The organism is Pseudoalteromonas sp. APM04, assembly GCF_022809815.1.
GTDB lineage: Bacteria > Pseudomonadota > Gammaproteobacteria > Enterobacterales > Alteromonadaceae > Pseudoalteromonas > Pseudoalteromonas marina.
Genome location: NZ_CP094441.1, coordinates 1,998,712 through 2,014,438 on the forward strand (window position 1 = coordinate 1,998,712; position 15,727 = coordinate 2,014,438).

A 15,727-nucleotide genomic window follows, 5' to 3' on the forward strand; every position below is an offset into this window, starting at 1 on the left:
TTGATTAAGGGGGAAAAATGAGCATTGTTACAGATATATTTTTATGGCTTTTAATTGAAACAGCCTTCGGTTTCTTGTTTTATGCAACAGGTTGTATGCTGTTAAAAGTTACAACGTTTGGAAGCTATAAAATGGAATTTAAAGATTATGCTAGTTTTAAACAAAGGAAATCCAAAAAAATAGTGCCGGTTATTGCGCTAGGCGTTGGCTTCTATATAACTATGATTACTCTGCTCGCTTTCATTAATAGTTAACTACATAGCTAAAAAACACGTTAGCGCTTATCACTGGTTAAATGGATGTTGCACGCAACATACCCATATGAGTATCTCCCACAATTTAACAAAACAATGGGGATAACTCTCACTCATTTTCAAAACATTAAATATATTTTTTACTGCACTAATTAGTACTAACCTTGCACCTAAAGTGTTCGTTTTTAAATCTCTAAATCCTAAAAGCACATTAATATCACTATTAATCAACAACTTAAACTTATGGCTAGGTTATTGCTTTATTGAACACTAAGCACGTTAATTAACGGCATACATATTGGTTGAAAAAGCAACCAGAGGCAAAGAGGCCCGTACACAATTGTATTTAATTACAATTGTGACGGGCTTTTTTGTGTGTAAAATTTAAACCGTCACTGAAGGAATGCCTAATGCAAACCGCGCAAAAAATACTAATAATTGGCAATGGTATGGTCGGACATCATTTTGTAGAAAAAATGCGCCAAAGCGATGCTAACGCAAACATCACCGTTTTGTGTGGTGAAGCAAATCTAGCTTACGACCGTGTTTATTTATCAAGCGTATTTGATGGTAAAACAGCAAACGATTTAGCGCTAACAACTTTAGAAAATTATCAACAACTCAATATTAGTGTATTCACTAACCAATGGGTTGAAGGCATAGATAGAGTAAACAAAGTTGTTAATACTCAAACAGGCGATCAATACCCGTACGATAAGCTTGTACTTGCTACGGGCTCGTTCCCTTTTGTGCCGCCAATTAAGGGAAACGATCAACCACATTGTTTGGTTTATCGCACCCTAGAGGATTTAGAGCAAATAAAAGCCAGTGCCGCAGCCAGTAAAAGTGGTGTAGTAATTGGTGGTGGTTTATTAGGACTTGAAGCCGCGAACGCCATTAAACAATTAGGACTTGATACACATGTTGTTGAATTTGCGCCGCAGCTTATGGCTGTCCAGCTAGACGAGCAAGGCGGCACGCTATTAAAAAATAAAATAGAAAAACTGGGTGTGACTGTTCATACATCAAAAGCGACCAGCGAAATCGTTAAAGGTGAAACTAGCCGGTTTAGATTAAATTTTTCAGACGACACTTTTTTAGAAACCGACTTAATTTTATTCTCTGCCGGTATTCGTCCTTATGATCAGCTAGGTAAAGTGGCTGATCTAGAGCTTGGGGAGCGTGGCGGTATAGTCATCAATAACCAGTGCCAAACATCAGACCCTGATATTTTGGCTATTGGCGAATGTGCCCTATGGGACAAAAAGTTATTTGGCTTAGTGGCGCCGGGTTACAACATGGCTCGCGTTGCAGCAAGCCAGCTAAGTGGCGGCGAGCTTGAGTTTTTAGGTGCAGATATGAGCACTAAATTAAAACTACTAGGTGTAGAAGTAGGATCCATTGGTGATGCGCATGCAAAAACGCCCAACTGCAAAGAGCTCATTTATCAAGATCCAATTAGAGATTGCTACAAAAAAATTATATTAAATGAAACTGGCGATAAGCTTTTAGGCGCTGTCCTTGTTGGCGATACCAGTGATTACGATACGCTAATTCAATACATGTTAAACGACATGGACTTACCAGAGCACCCTGAATGTTTAATTTTACCAGATAGCGCCGGCGCCCCTTCTCTTGCGGGCAGCGCCCTACCCGATACAGCCACTATTTGTTCGTGTCATAACGTGAGTAAAGGCGACATTGTGGGAGCTATTGATGGTGGCTCATGCGATTTAGCCTCAGTTAAATCATGCACCAAAGCTGCCAGCGGTTGCGGTGGTTGTGCAGCGTTACTTAAATCGGTAGTTGACGACGAACTGGCAAGTCGAGGCGTTGAAGTAAATAATCACCTCTGTGAGCACTTCGCGTATTCGCGTCAAGAGTTACTCCATATGGTTAAAGTAGAAAGCATCAAAACTTTTGATGGTTTAATAGCTAAACATGGCAGCGGCCATGGCTGTGAAATATGTAAACCCGCAGTGGCCTCTATTTTAGCCTCAACATGGAACGATTTTATCCTAGAGCCAACCCATGTAGGTCTTCAAGATACAAACGACACCTTCCTTGCCAATATGCAAAAAGACGGCTCTTACTCTGTTGTACCGCGTATTGCTGGTGGTGAAATTACACCCGACAAACTCATTGTCATCGGTCAAGTAGCTAAAGACTTTAATCTTTATTGTAAAGTGACTGGCGGACAACGCATCGATTTATTTGGTGCACGTTTAGAAGAGCTGCCTGTTATTTGGGAAAGACTGATTGATGCTGGCTTTGAGACAGGTCACGCTTATGGTAAATCTCTGAGAACGGTTAAGTCGTGCGTAGGAAGTACATGGTGTCGTTATGGCGTACAAGACAGTGTAGGTCATGCCATCGATATCGAAAACCGTTATAAAGGATTGCGCTCTCCTCATAAAATTAAAATGGCAGTGTCAGGTTGTACCCGCGAATGTGCTGAAGCACAAAGTAAAGACATTGGTATCATAGCAACTGAAAATGGCTGGAACTTATACGTGTGTGGTAACGGTGGCATGCGCCCTCGCCATGCTGACTTATTTGCTACCGACTTAGATACAACCACGCTTATAAAATACATTGACCGTGTATTGATGTTTTACATAAAAACCGCCGACAAGTTACAGCGTACTTCAGTATGGATGGAGAACTTAGAGGGCGGCCTTGATTATCTCAAAAGTGTAGTGATTGACGACAGTTTAGGTATTTGCCAAGAGCTTGAAGAACAAATGGATTTGGTAGCGAATACATACGCATGTGAGTGGAAAAAAACAGTAGACAATCCAGAAGCAACAAAACGCTTTCGCCAATTTGTTAATAGCCCACAAACCGATGACAACATTTTGTTTGTGCAAGAACGTAATCAAATTCGCCCAGCCACAGACGCTGAAAAACGCGAACAACAGATAACTCAAAACCGAATTGCGGTAACAGAAATACAAGAGGAGCAAGCTGATGTCTTGGCATAATATTGGAACAACCGATTGCCTTGTTGCTAACAGCGGCGTATGCGCACTAGTTAAAAACCAACAAGTGGCTATTTTTTACCTACCACAAAATGAATGCCCTTTATTCGCAGTCGGTAACTATGATCCTATCGGTAAAGCTAATGTGTTATCGCGCGGAATTATTGGCTCTTTCAGTAATAAATTTGTTGTGGCTTCACCTTTATATAAACAGCATTTCTGTTTAAAAACAGGCCAATGTCTTGAAGATGAGTCAATTCAAGTCCCCGTGTTTGATATTAAAATTGAAGACGGCAACGTATTTATAAACGCTGAGCCTAAAGCAATAGCAGCTGCAGCTTAGAGGAATAATTATGAGTGTGCTCTCTTATTTTTCGGGTGTTGAAAACATCTGGTTAAACAAGGTAATTAACAAGCTAACCAATGGGGTTAAGTTTACCGACAAAAAGGCTAAAAATGGCCATGTTTATATTATTGGTGCGGGCCCAGGCGATGCCGAGCTAATTACTGTTAAAGCTCAGCGATTAATTCAATCTGCCGATATTATTTTGTATGACTGGCTAGTAAGTGAAGATTTATTAAGCACATTACCTAAAAAAGCACAGCGAGTATTCGTAGGTAAACGCGCTGGTAAACACTCTATGTCGCAAGCGAATATTTGTGATCTTTTAGTTAAGTATGCTCAACAAGGGTTAAATGTAGTGCGCTTAAAAGGCGGCGACCCGAGCATTTTTGCTCGTATAAATGAAGAAGCTGACGCGCTAACACAAAATAATATTAGTTTTGCAATTGTTCCTGGTGTGACAACCGCTTGCGCTGCATCGGCATATACAGGTATTCCCTTAACTGCTCGTGATGTAGCTCGCAGTGTAACTTTTTTAACCGCTCAATTTGCCGATCCTAAAAAGTTACCTAATTGGCAAAATTACACATTTATGCAAGGTAAAAACAACCCAACACTTGTTGTTTACATGGGGCTGAGTAGGCTTAACGAATTATGTAAAGGCTTAAAATCAGTAGGTTGGCCCGACAACACTTCTATTGCCTTAATAGAAAATGCAACAACAACTAACCAAAAAATAATAACAGGGTCTATTAACGATATATCGAATAATGAATCAGTAGCTACGTTAATGGGGCCAACGCTCATTATCATTGGTGAAGTAGTTAATCATACAATGAATATTGACCCAGCGCTTTTAGTGCAACATGTTAACGCTTAACGCACTATCCGCGCTTATTCTTCCCCAGGAATAAGCGCGTTTTTTAATACCGGTACACCGTGTGGCAAAACTCTTTTTTAATGCACCAAAAAGGGGCTTTTCGTGTTGCTAAAATAAATCTGTTTTTACTTTATTAGTTTAAAGTAATACACAAGCAGCTGTTTTAAATTGATTTTAATTTGAATAATAAAATCTTTACATATATGGAATAGAGGTTGCACTTCATAAACAAAAAAGTGCGGAAATAACTCCATGCAAACAGCAAACCCTCTCACAAAACAATTTTTACTTGCGGCTAAATATCAAGAAATAGACGCGCTAAAACAATTACAAAATAGCTGTGCGTCGTTAACAAAATTAGGCGACTTTGTTCATCAATTGCAAAAAGAACGTGCTATGAGCAATATATTTTTAGCATCTAAAAGCCTACAATTTAATTGCGAGCTTAAAGAGCAAATAACGGTAACGCAAACGACCCAACGTTATTTTTATGACTCTTTAAAAACAACTTTTATTACCGACACCTCCTTAAATGGTCATTCGCGGCTGTATAATTTAATTTCTCATAGCTTGCAATCACTCGACGCATTACCCTCGCTTCGTTATCAAATAGCGAATCAAAACATTACACCCGTTCATGCTACCCAGTCATTTACAAACCTAATTGCCGGCTTGTTAAATATAATTTTAGAAGCAGCCGATGGTGCAAACGATCCGCAAGTTATTCGCCTTTTAGTGGCTTATTTTAACTTTATGCAAGGCAAAGAGTATGCAGGACAAGAGCGTGCCTGTGGCGCTCAAGCCTTTGCCGAAAGTAAGTTTTCATGCGAACAAAAACAGCAACTTGCTCATTTTATGCAAGAACAAGAAAACCGTTTTTCCTTCTTTCGTGAATACGCCGACAATCATTTATTAAAATGTTACTCATCACTTATAGAACACCCGGTTAATAAACAAGTTGATCAACTAAGAAGCCTGCTACAAAAACTAGACGACCAAAATGCACAACCTTTATCTCAGTTAAGTGAAGTGTGGTATGAGGTAACGACTACTCGCATCGATATAATGCATAAAATTGAGCAAAATATTAGCGACCATTTAATTGATAGCGCAGCGATGCGGATTGCTGGCGCTCAACGAAAGCTTAACTCAAACAAGCAAATATTAAGCTCACTAGAACAAGAGTATATTCCTGTTTCAGATGGACAACTCGCTCTTAAAATAGGTGAGCCCTCAAATTCGGCGGTAAGTAAGCTGAGTAGTAATAAAACAATGTACGATTTAATACTTGAGCAAGCACAACATATAAAACAAATAAACCAAGCTTTATTAGATGCCAAACAGCTAATAAGCGAACAAAAAGTCATTCATCAAGCTAAATATATTTTAATAGAACAGTTAAAAATAAGTGAAGAGCACGCTCATAAACAGCTTCAAAAACAGGCAATGGAATCGCATAGCTCGCTGTATGCAGTGGCTAAAAAAATAATTGAATTAAGTGAGTGTGAGTAAAAATAACAGGCTAATAAGCCCAAACACGCATAGTCACCTTTTAATTTTAAAATAAATTATTGGTGAAGTTATAATGAAAGCTTCTTTTTAATTTTAGTTTGCCACTCAAGTGCAAGCTCGGGGAGTTCAAGTGCTACTAATAATATGCTTTCATAATCTGGGTATTGTTTATCAAAAAACGCCTGAAACAACGTTTTAACCGAAATGTTGTGTTTGGCTTTATGTTCAATAGTCACGGCATCGCCCGTTTTAGCAACACCTTGCTCAAGCACTCTAAAATAAACACCCGTGTGGTAATACTGGGTAAACAGTTTTAGGCTTTGTTTATTATTAAGTGCAATGGCAAGCTTAAAGCACGGCACTCGCGGCTGGCTTGCTTCAAGTAGTGCTGTACCTACACGAATACGATCGCCTATATGAATATTTTTCTCATCAAGCTCTAAAATTGTAAAGTTTTCGCCAAAGGCACCAACAGCTAAATCATCATTTTTAAGGGTGCGTTTCCAGTAATCATAATGATTGTGCGAAAACGCATAAACCGCCTTATCAATACCGCCGTGATTAACTAAATCGGCTTGCTCATCACCTATTATATTTAGCTTTTCAATAACAACCGGCTCATTGGTTGGCGTTTTAAAAATACCGGTTTTGACCTCTTTGCCGTTATGCACAACCGTTTTTATTTTAGAGATATTGGTAGAGATTATATGCATTTACTTAATTGCATCCTGTTCGATACTTTGCCATTTATCCAGTGCTTGCTTGTCGCTCTGTTTAAACTCAACCCAGTTTGAGGAGTCTTTAAAATGCTCTTTTTTCCAAAACGTGGCGTGGTTTTTTAAGTAATCCATTATGAATTGTGCGCCTTCAAACGCGGCTTGGCGGTGGCGGCTGGTTACCCCAACAAATACAATTTGCTCACCAAGGGCTAAATAACCGACTCGATGAATAATGCTTATGCGGGCAAGTTGCCAGCGTGTTTGGGCTTGCTCGGCTATCGATTGCAGTAGTTGCTCTGTCATCCCTGGGTAGTGTTCAAGCTCAAGGGCGATTACGTTATCGCCGCTGCTAAATTCTCGCACCAGCCCTGTAAACGTCACTACGGCACCATCACTTTTGTTATTACTGCAAAGTGCGTCATGTTGCTCGCCTACTGAAAAATCCTGCGTTTGTACGTTAATGCTTATACTCATTAGCCACCTGTCACTGGTGGGAAAAAAGCAAGTTCATCCCCTGCTTTTACAAGCTCGTCGCTTGATGACATAGTTTGATTAAGCGCACACAATACATCACGCTCTTCAAGCCATGCTTGCCAATGTGGATTTTGCTCAACCAGCATGTGTTTAAACGCTTTAATGCTAAGGGTATGCGCTATATCAACAGTTAACTTGTCGCACTTTAGCCGCTCTTTTAGTTGGCCAAAAAACAGTACGATAACATGCCCTGCAGCTGCATTCGTATTATTTAAATTAGTCTCGCTGCCAGCTGCCATGCTTGCCCCCTGCTTTTTGCGTTACACGCATACCGTGTATTTCCATAAGCGGATCGGCGGCTTTACACATATCAAATAATGTTAGGGTCGCCACAGATACAGCGGTGAGTGCTTCCATTTCAACACCCGTTTTACCTGCTAATTTACAGTAGCTGGTGACTTTAATTTGGCTATGTGCTTCATCAAGCTCAAAATCAACGGCTACTTTACTCAGTGCCAGCGGATGACAAAGCGGAATTAAATCGGCGCACTTTTTAGCGCCCTGAATACCTGCAATACGGGCAACGCCAAGCACGTCACCTTTTTTATTTTGATTAAGCAACACTTGCTCAAAAGCCTGTTTGCTCATTTTAATGTAGGCCTCGGCGGATGCATCGCGCAGGGTGACCTCTTTTAGCGATACATCAACCATGTTTGCTTGGCCATTTTCGTCTACGTGGCTCAGCATATTATTGCTCTCGCGATTCGCATTTTTTACCAATAGTAATATGCGGGGCAAAGTTACATGGCTTATGCATTGAGTCTAACTGATCTTTTATAATACCTGTCCAGGCTGTTTTACATGCGCCCGTAGAGCCAGGCATACAAAAAATAACGGTGTTATTGGCAAGGCCTGCCAACGCACGCGATTGAATAGTTGAGTTACCAATTTCACCGTACGAAATATGTCTAAATAGCTCACCAAATCCATCTACGCTTTTATCAAACAGCGGTGCAAATGCCTCTGGTGTTGAGTCGCGCTCGGTAAAGCCCGTACCACCGGTTACTAAAATGGCGTGAATGGTGTCATCGGCAATCCACTGCGATGCAACTGCTCGCATTTGATAAACATCATCTTTAACTATGTCTTTATCCGCTAAGTGATGGCCTGCTTCAGTAAGGGCTTTAATTAAATAATGGCCTGACGTATCCGTAATTTCATCGCGTGTATCGCTTACTGTCATTACGGCAATGTTTAATGCGATTTGTGACTCAGTTGTGTGGCTCATAGGGTTCTTCTCAATAAATTAGGTTTGTGTTGGTCAAATTGTTCGTTAACAGCTTTAAATTGCGCCGGTGTATTGGTATTAACAAGTGCGTGCGCTTTATTACATTTTAGCGTTTGCACACCAATACTACGGGTAAACTGTTTAATTGACTTATGACTATTTGCGTTTATGAGTAATTGTTTTAAATGACGTTTAACGCTTTGGGTGTTACGAATATACAGGGGTAACGGTTCATTTTCAAAGTGCCACGCATGTATTTGTGGCTGATTTGTTTGAAAGTGGGGATTAACGCTTGCTGCAGATGCAATTTGCGATAACAACGTGCAAGTAAGCAATGGCATATCAACAGCGGTGATAAGTATATCTTGCTCTGTCGCCATTAAAGTTGAATAAATCCCGCCAAGCGGACCAGAACCTGGGTATATATCTGCTATGTATTGCGCAGTAGCACTTTGTACATTACGGCTTATAAGTACATCACTTGCTCCTGCTGCTGCTAATAACTCACATGCATTTTGCAGTAATGTTTTATTTTTTAAAATGAGGTTGGCTTTATCGCTGCCCATTCTGGATGATTGCCCTCCAGCGAGTACAACGCCCGTGAACACAGCCCTAATACTCATTTTAGCCGCCCAACATAGCTAAATGTGTTGTGGCGCCCGTTAAGCGCTTATCAAGCTCATGGCTAATGGTTTTATTGCCCATTGCTGCTTGAATCGCGTTTACAGTGGCTGGCATATCTTGCGCATTTAAATGCGGGCGTAAGTCTATCCCTTGCTCGGCAAACAAGCACAAATGTAGTTTGCCTAGTGACGATACTCTTAATCGGTTACAGCTTTTACAAAAATCTTTACTGTAGGGCATAATTAAGCCAATGCGACCCTCAAAATCAGGATGACAAAACTCTTCTGCAGGGCCGTTTAATTTACCTCTCACTACCTGTAACCAACCTTGTGCTAAAAGCTGCGTTTTAACACTTTGCCCGCTTAAATGGTTTTGTTCAAAAAAGGTGGCACCATTACCTGTTTCCATTAATTCGATAAAGCGTACCGTTACTTTTTTATGTTTTACCCAGTCTAAAAAATCATTTAATTGGTTTTTATTAAATTGCTTAGCCAGCACTGCATTTATTTTTATATCTTTTATACCCAGCTCAATTGCCCGGTCTATCCCTTTTAAAATATGGGTTAGCTTGTCGTGTCCTGTAATTAATTTAAACATGCTCGGGTTTAAGCTATCTATACTAATGTTTAGCGCATCTAAGCCAGCACTGTAAAACTCATCAATTTTATTAAATAAATTAAATCCATTGGTTGTTATGGCGACTTTTTCTATGCCTGGGGTGTTTTTACACTGCTTTATAATATCGGTTACGTCACTGCGTAAACACGGCTCACCGCCCGTAATGCGCACTTTTTTTGTGCCAAGTGAAGCAAATGCATTTACTAAGGTGTTTATTTCATTTTTATTTAAAAAGTTACGCGGGGTATCGCACTGATACCCGTTTGGTAAACAATAGGTGCAACTAAAATTACACACATCGGTAATTGAGAGGCGCAAATAGTTAAACTGCCGACCAAATTGATCATTAAGCATATGCTTCCTTGTTTATTTACATTTCAACTGCAACATCAATACTGTTAGCATTTTGCGTAGTATGCTGCTTTATTAGTTGGCTTAACTGCGTTTTACACGAACCACAGTTAGTGCCGCATTTTAGTTTCGACCCCAATTTTTCTACTGTATTTTCACCACATTTAATGGCATTTATAATGGGCTGCTCACGTACTTTAAAGCAACTACATACTTGCGCGCCTTGGGTAAATTCTTCATCGGGCATGGCATACAACAATGACTGTAATTGGCTAAAGGTTATTAAAGGCTCTGCAAATAAATGATTTATCCACTCAAGTGATATATCTTTTTGAGCTAACGAAACAACCGCAACAAACACTAACTGCTCGTTTTGAATACATTGAATATGCATGGCTTTTGCACTGCCCATTGCCGACCACTGCCCTTGTAACCCAGTCAGTGCTTGGCAATAATAAAGCAAATCATTTTGCGGCTCATTGAGCGCTAACTGGTAGTTAACACAATTACTTGCGTTAACTTTAAGCCAAAAATCACTGGTTATTTTAAGCTCTGTTTTGCTAAAAATTTGCATGTACTGAGCAAACTGCGCTTTAACTAAATCAACAGCACCATGCTTACATTCAGGCTGGCCCGAAATAGGGTCAACAACCGATTGATAAAGCCCACTTACCGTAGCGGATGAGGCAAATTGCTTGTTCCAGTGAATAGGCATAAAACATTCACCTTTACGCACAGCATCCGTCACTTTTGCATGAGCCGTAACCTGCCCAGTTTTAGCATTAGCGGTTATTAAATCGTTTGCTTTTATGTTTAATTTGCTGGCATCTATGGGGTTTATTTCAATGTATGGGCGCGTTATATGAGTAGAAAGGGCTGTACTTTTTCCGGTGCGACTCATTGTATGCCACTGATCGCGTATTCGCCCTGAGTTCATTACAAACGGGTAATCGCTTGACGTTTGTTGCACAGGAAGTTTGGGCGTTATAGGTATAAAGCGGGCTTTTTTATCTGCGGTGCTAAATTGTTTATTAACAAAAACCTGCCCGTTTTTATTTGGCTCATTTTTTAGTACCGGCCACATAACGGGTTTTAAGTTATCGTATTGCTGCTGCGAAAGCCCTACTAAAGCTGATAAATTTAATAGCCTATCACCATTATTTTCGAAATCAGTAAGTTGTGCCCATTCTTCAAAAATTCCACTGGGGTCTGTAAAATCAAATCCTTCAAAGCCCATTTTTTTGGCAACTAAGCACATTATTTGCCAATCGTTTTTAGCTCCTGAGAAAGGCTCAACTAGCGGGCGTTGCCTTGATATTCTGCGCTCTGAGTTAGTTACTGTGCCGTTTTTTTCGCCCCATCCGGTTGAGGGAAACGCCACATTAGCAAATTTTAGCGTATCACTTTTGGCAATACAGTCAGACACAACTACCAGCTCACATTGCTCAAGTGCATGTTGTATTGCTGCGTTATTAGGTAAGCTTACCATTGGATTGGTTGCCATTACCCAAATAGCTTTTATTTTTCCTTTGGCGATTTCATCAAACATATCAATCGCATTACACCCTGCTTTTTTAGCTATTGTTGGTGATTGCCAAAAACGCTGCACTAACTGTTGATGAGCTTCGTTTTCAATGTCTAAATGTGCTGCTAATTGATTTGCCAAGCCTCCTACTTCACGCCCACCCATTGCATTAGGTTGCCCAGTTATTGAAAACGGTCCACAGCCAGGTTTTAACAATTTACCCGACGCTAAATGCGCATTTATAATGGCATTACACTTATCAACCCCTGAGCTTGATTGGTTAATACCCATTGAATAAAAACTAATGGCGGTTGGACTTTTTGCAAATAAGGCGTAAAAGTCACTGACTAGCTGCGCGTCAATATCACAAAAGTCACTTACCGCTTTTACACTCCACTTTTTCGCCTCTACAAGCGCTGATTCAAAGCCATTTGCATGCGCGTTTATAAATTGTGTATCTAAATAGTTATGTTCACTTAAATAATTAAGTAAGCCGTTATAAAGTGCTGCGTCGCTGCCTGGTTTTATATTTAAAAAGGTATCGGCAAGTTCGGCTGTATCAGTTTTTCGCGGGTCGATAACCACTACTTTCATGTTTGGATTAAGCTTTTTTGCGCGCTCCATACGCTGGTAAAGCACCGGATGAGTCCAAGCTGCATTTGAGCCAATTAAAATAAGTAGCTCAGTTTGCTCTAAATCGTCGTAGGTACATGGTACTACGTCCTCACCAAACGCACGTTTATAACCGGCAACCGCCGATGACATACACAGCCTTGAGTTTGTATCTATATTGCCTGAACCTATGTAGCCTTTCATTAATTTATTGGCAACGTAGTAATCCTCAGTGAGTAACTGCCCCGATACATAAAACGCAACAGATTCCGGCCCATGCTCTTTAATAATGGCGTTAAATCTATTAGCAACGTAATCAGTTGCCGTATCCCAGCTAGCGGGTTCGTTATCAATAAGGGGCGAGGTTAAGCGGTTATCACTGCCGGTGGTGTCAAGCAAATGCGTGCCTTTAACACATAAACGGCCAAAATTAGCGGGGTGCTCGCGCGTGCCTTCAAGTTTTGTTGGGGTATTATTTAATAATGAAATATCAACCCCACAGCCTACACCACAATAAGCGCAGGTAGTTTGTTTAAGCAAAGGCGTGTTTGAACAAGTGTTTAAAGTTTCCATACTGCTCTCTTATTGTGAGTGTTAAGCGCTCTGTGATACAGGTTCATCTACTGGGGTTAGCGTGGCTATTTTATTATTAAGTGCACTGCTAATAACGCTTTGCACTAGCTTTTCACAGCCTCCACACCCCGTACTTGCTTTAGTAGCTTGCTGCACTTTATTTAAATCGCTATAGCCTTTTATAACCGCTTGTTCAATGGTGTGTTTTGTCACTTTGTGGCACGCACAAATAATGGCATCACTTGGTAAATCATCAGCACTTAGCTCGCCCGTGTCACCTGCAAGCGGCATTATTAAAGACTCTGCGGGCACACTAAGCTCTATACTATTTAAGTGATACTGCAATAAATTATCGTAATCACTGGTATCGCCAACCAGTACAGCACCTATGAGCTTATTGCCTTGCTCATTAGTGACTACTTTTTTGTAAATACCGTTTGGCTGATCTTCAAAGTAATAGCTAATTGCGCCTTCACTGCGTGCATGGGCATCACCAATTGAGCCCACTTCAACACCCATTAATTTAAGCTTGGTGCTCATATCGGCGCCGCTAAATTCATCAGCACTATTTGAGGAATTGTTTGAGGTAGTGTGTAAAGCTTTGTTTGAAGACAGCTGTTGTAAAACATGCCCCGCCGCTACTTTTGCCATCGCGTAGCCCGGTGCTACAAGACCAAAAATAAAGTTATTCCAAAGGGCGCATTCGCCTATTGCGTATATGTTTTTATCACTCGTTTGGCAATAGTTGTTTATTACAATGCCGCCGCGCTCACCTATTTCTAAATTAAACTCGCGAGCTAAATTATCGTATGGGCGAATACCGGCCGAAAATACTATCATGTCGGTTTCTAGGGTTTGACCACCCTTAAAGCACATTTTATAACGGCTGTTTTCACCTTCAGTAATTTGCTCTGTAGCCACTGAGGTATGCACTTTAACGCCAAGTTCAGTAATTTTATTTTTAAGTAATCGCCCACCAGCACCATCTATTTGTACGCCCATAAGTTGAGGTGCAAATTCTATTACATGGGTTTGCAAGCCAAGCTGCTTTAACGCATTTGCAGCTTCTAATCCTAATAAACCGCCACCAATAACAACGCCGACTTTACTGCCTTGTGCTGATTTTTTTATAGCGTGTAAATCGTTAATGGTTCTGTAAACGAGGCAATGCTCGCGATCTTTACCTGGAATGGGTGGCACAAATGCAAACGAACCCGTTGCCAGTATTAGCTTGTCGTATTCAAATGACTCGCCTTTTGCAGTAGTAACCTTTTTTGCATCGCGGTTAATATCAACCACTTTAGAATGAGTATGGAAACCAACTTGCCAATCTTGATAGGTTTTACTGCAGGTAAGTGCTAAATCGCCTTCAGTTTTGCCGTTAAAAAATGACGAGAGCTGAACGCGGTCATAAGCGAGGCGGTCTTCACCACTGAGCACAGTAATATCAACATTTTTGTTATCACCTTGCTGCGATACTAGCTGCTGTACAAAATGATGCCCAACCATCCCGTTTCCTACGACGACAACACGCTGCTTGCTTGGCATTAAAATCACCTATTTTGTTCAAAGTACTCAATGCATAAATGAGTACTTCAAACGTATAATTTGTTATGTAGTTGTTATAGCAATATGCAAGCCAGATATATAATCAATATATTACAGTGACTTAACCAAATTAGTGCAGTAAAAAAGAAGTGAAAGCACCACAAGCTGGCGCTATTGCACCAACTTGTAACGCTTTAAATTCAATAACCAGAGCTCTGGTTAAATACTTAAAATTTAGCGCTCACCCACACCCATAGTTTTTGGGTATCAACTTTGCCTGCAGCGCTATCGCCTGCTGAATAATCGGCATATTTAGCGCCAACGGCATAGGTTTTATTAATAGGCTTAACGTATTGCACGTTTAGCTCTGAGCCTAAATCATCAACGCCATTTGCATTATCGTTTGCATCAAAGCTGTGATAAGCAACTAACCATTTACCGTCAAAGGCTTTACCATTTAAGCTTACATAAGTGTCATCAAGCCCTTGTGCAGGCGTTGCTAAAAACGTATCAGCCCAGCCATTAAATTTATGCATAGTGGCAAGCGGCGTAGCAAAACCATAATCGCCATTATCAGAGCCCAGTGACTCAATACCGGCTTTTAGTGTCACGTTTTTAATACCTAAACCGGCTAAATCAACGCCGCCTTCAAATGCATAATAATCAGCATCAAAATCACTCATGCTCGTTGATGCAGATTGCGTGGCGTACTCTGCTTTATAGTAAACCTTAGTATTGCTGAGTGTTTTATTCCCACTAAAAGAAACGCCATAAGTATCTAAGCTGTCATCATCTACTGCGTCGTTACTCAATAAATAACTGTATAAAACCACTTTACCCAAGCTTGTTTTAAAACTTGCATTAATAAGGTGATCGGATGAATCAATATCTTTGCTTTCGGCAAATATACGGTTGCGCTTGCTTATGTAGCTATAGTGCAAATTAATATCATTAAACGTGTAATTGACTGTTGCCGCATCAAAAGTTTGCCTGTCTTGTCTAAAGCCAACGTGGCCCACAAACCACTGTCCATCAAGCGCTATTACTTGCCTACCCACTTTAATTGATAACGCATCTTTCGCGTATTTTATAAAACCTTGATCTACTTCTGTGGTTTCTGGGTCGGCTATTACTGAGTAATTAGTATTTTTACCCAGTGTATTGTTGTAATCGTCTACACCTAACAGGCTTCGGCTGTCTTCAACTTCAATAAGTGCAGAAAAACCATTCACTTCATCTGTTTTGTGAGTAAGGCGTGTGCGCAGCGTTAAGCTACTTGCATCTTTTAACGCGTTATCTTGCTCTGCGCTTTCAAAACGCAGTCTAAAGTTAAGATCGGTTTGCGCTGCAACACTAATTGAAGGCGCAGTTAAGCTACCCAGTATAAAAATAATAGGTAAGTTTTTTTTATGATTTAACATGTTT

The 15,727-nt window shown here is 40.4% G+C and carries 15 protein-coding genes; 5 read left to right on the plus strand and 10 right to left on the minus strand.

Going from position 1 to position 15,727, the window contains the following annotated elements:
• Window positions 1–17: 17 nt before the first annotated feature.
• The 5 genes from MTP24_RS09305 (at window position 18) to MTP24_RS09325 (ending at window position 5,970) form a co-directional block, all read left to right on the plus strand.
• Window positions 18–254, plus strand: coding sequence for a hypothetical protein (locus MTP24_RS09305; protein WP_243530807.1), 237 nt, complete (start codon window positions 18–20; stop codon window positions 252–254).
• Between the two features lie 410 nt (window positions 255–664).
• Window positions 665–3,238: a nitrite reductase large subunit NirB gene (gene nirB, locus MTP24_RS09310; protein ID WP_243530809.1), complete on the plus strand. Its 2,574-nt coding sequence runs from the start codon at window positions 665–667 to the stop codon at window positions 3,236–3,238.
• Entirely contained in the window at window positions 3,225–3,578 is a 354-nt protein-coding gene (gene nirD, locus MTP24_RS09315) for a nitrite reductase small subunit NirD (protein WP_039037162.1), read from the plus strand. The genes nirB and nirD overlap by 14 nt, the downstream gene beginning before the upstream one ends.
• A gap of 10 nt (window positions 3,579–3,588) precedes the next feature.
• Window positions 3,589–4,458, plus strand: coding sequence for a uroporphyrinogen-III C-methyltransferase (cobA, locus tag MTP24_RS09320; RefSeq protein WP_058428763.1), 870 nt, complete (start codon window positions 3,589–3,591; stop codon window positions 4,456–4,458).
• A 252-nt stretch (window positions 4,459–4,710) separates the two neighbouring features.
• The gene (locus tag MTP24_RS09325; protein WP_243530811.1) at window positions 4,711–5,970 is read left to right on the plus strand and encodes a nitrate- and nitrite sensing domain-containing protein; all 1,260 of its coding nucleotides are present in this window, start codon (window positions 4,711–4,713) and stop codon (window positions 5,968–5,970) included.
• Between the two features lie 68 nt (window positions 5,971–6,038).
• Here MTP24_RS09325 and MTP24_RS09330 read toward each other — a convergent pair whose 3' ends face one another.
• The 10 genes from MTP24_RS09330 to MTP24_RS09375 all read right to left on the minus strand — a co-directional run bounded on the left by MTP24_RS09330 (window position 6,039) and on the right by MTP24_RS09375 (window position 15,723).
• A complete protein-coding gene (locus MTP24_RS09330; RefSeq protein WP_243530813.1) occupies window positions 6,039–6,683 on the minus strand; it encodes an MOSC domain-containing protein in 645 nt (214 codons plus the stop codon).
• Window positions 6,684–7,163 carry a molybdopterin synthase catalytic subunit MoaE gene (gene moaE / locus MTP24_RS09335; RefSeq protein ID WP_243530815.1) on the minus strand — a complete coding sequence of 160 codons (480 nt, stop codon included), beginning with the start codon at window positions 7,161–7,163 and terminating at the stop codon, window positions 6,684–6,686.
• Window positions 7,163–7,462 (minus strand): MoaD/ThiS family protein, encoded by a 300-nt coding sequence (locus MTP24_RS09340; protein WP_006794370.1) that lies wholly within the window; start codon window positions 7,460–7,462, stop codon window positions 7,163–7,165. The genes moaE and MTP24_RS09340 overlap by 1 nt, the downstream gene beginning before the upstream one ends.
• Window positions 7,440–7,910: a cyclic pyranopterin monophosphate synthase MoaC gene (moaC, locus tag MTP24_RS09345; protein ID WP_006794371.1), complete on the minus strand. Its 471-nt coding sequence runs from the start codon at window positions 7,908–7,910 to the stop codon at window positions 7,440–7,442. Before moaC ends, MTP24_RS09340 begins: the two co-directional genes overlap by 23 nt.
• A 1-nt stretch (window position 7,911) precedes the next feature.
• A complete protein-coding gene (moaB, locus tag MTP24_RS09350) occupies window positions 7,912–8,451 on the minus strand; it encodes a molybdenum cofactor biosynthesis protein B (protein WP_004587753.1) in 540 nt (179 codons plus the stop codon).
• Complete coding sequence (locus MTP24_RS09355) at window positions 8,448–9,074, minus strand: molybdenum cofactor guanylyltransferase (protein ID WP_243530818.1); 627 nt, start codon at window positions 9,072–9,074, stop codon at window positions 8,448–8,450. The genes moaB and MTP24_RS09355 overlap by 4 nt, the downstream gene beginning before the upstream one ends.
• Window position 9,075: 1 nt before the next feature.
• Window positions 9,076–10,047, minus strand: a complete 972-nt coding sequence (gene moaA, locus MTP24_RS09360) for a GTP 3',8-cyclase MoaA (protein WP_010556324.1) — start codon at window positions 10,045–10,047, stop codon at window positions 9,076–9,078.
• 16 nt (window positions 10,048–10,063) lie between these two features.
• Window positions 10,064–12,754: a nitrate reductase gene (locus MTP24_RS09365; RefSeq protein ID WP_243530820.1), complete on the minus strand. Its 2,691-nt coding sequence runs from the start codon at window positions 12,752–12,754 to the stop codon at window positions 10,064–10,066.
• 21 nt (window positions 12,755–12,775) lie between these two features.
• A complete protein-coding gene (locus tag MTP24_RS09370) occupies window positions 12,776–14,302 on the minus strand; it encodes an FAD-dependent oxidoreductase (RefSeq protein WP_243530822.1) in 1,527 nt (508 codons plus the stop codon).
• A 227-nt stretch (window positions 14,303–14,529) separates the two neighbouring features.
• Window positions 14,530–15,723: an alginate export family protein gene (locus MTP24_RS09375; RefSeq protein WP_243530824.1), complete on the minus strand. Its 1,194-nt coding sequence runs from the start codon at window positions 15,721–15,723 to the stop codon at window positions 14,530–14,532.
• Window positions 15,724–15,727 lie beyond the last annotated feature (4 nt).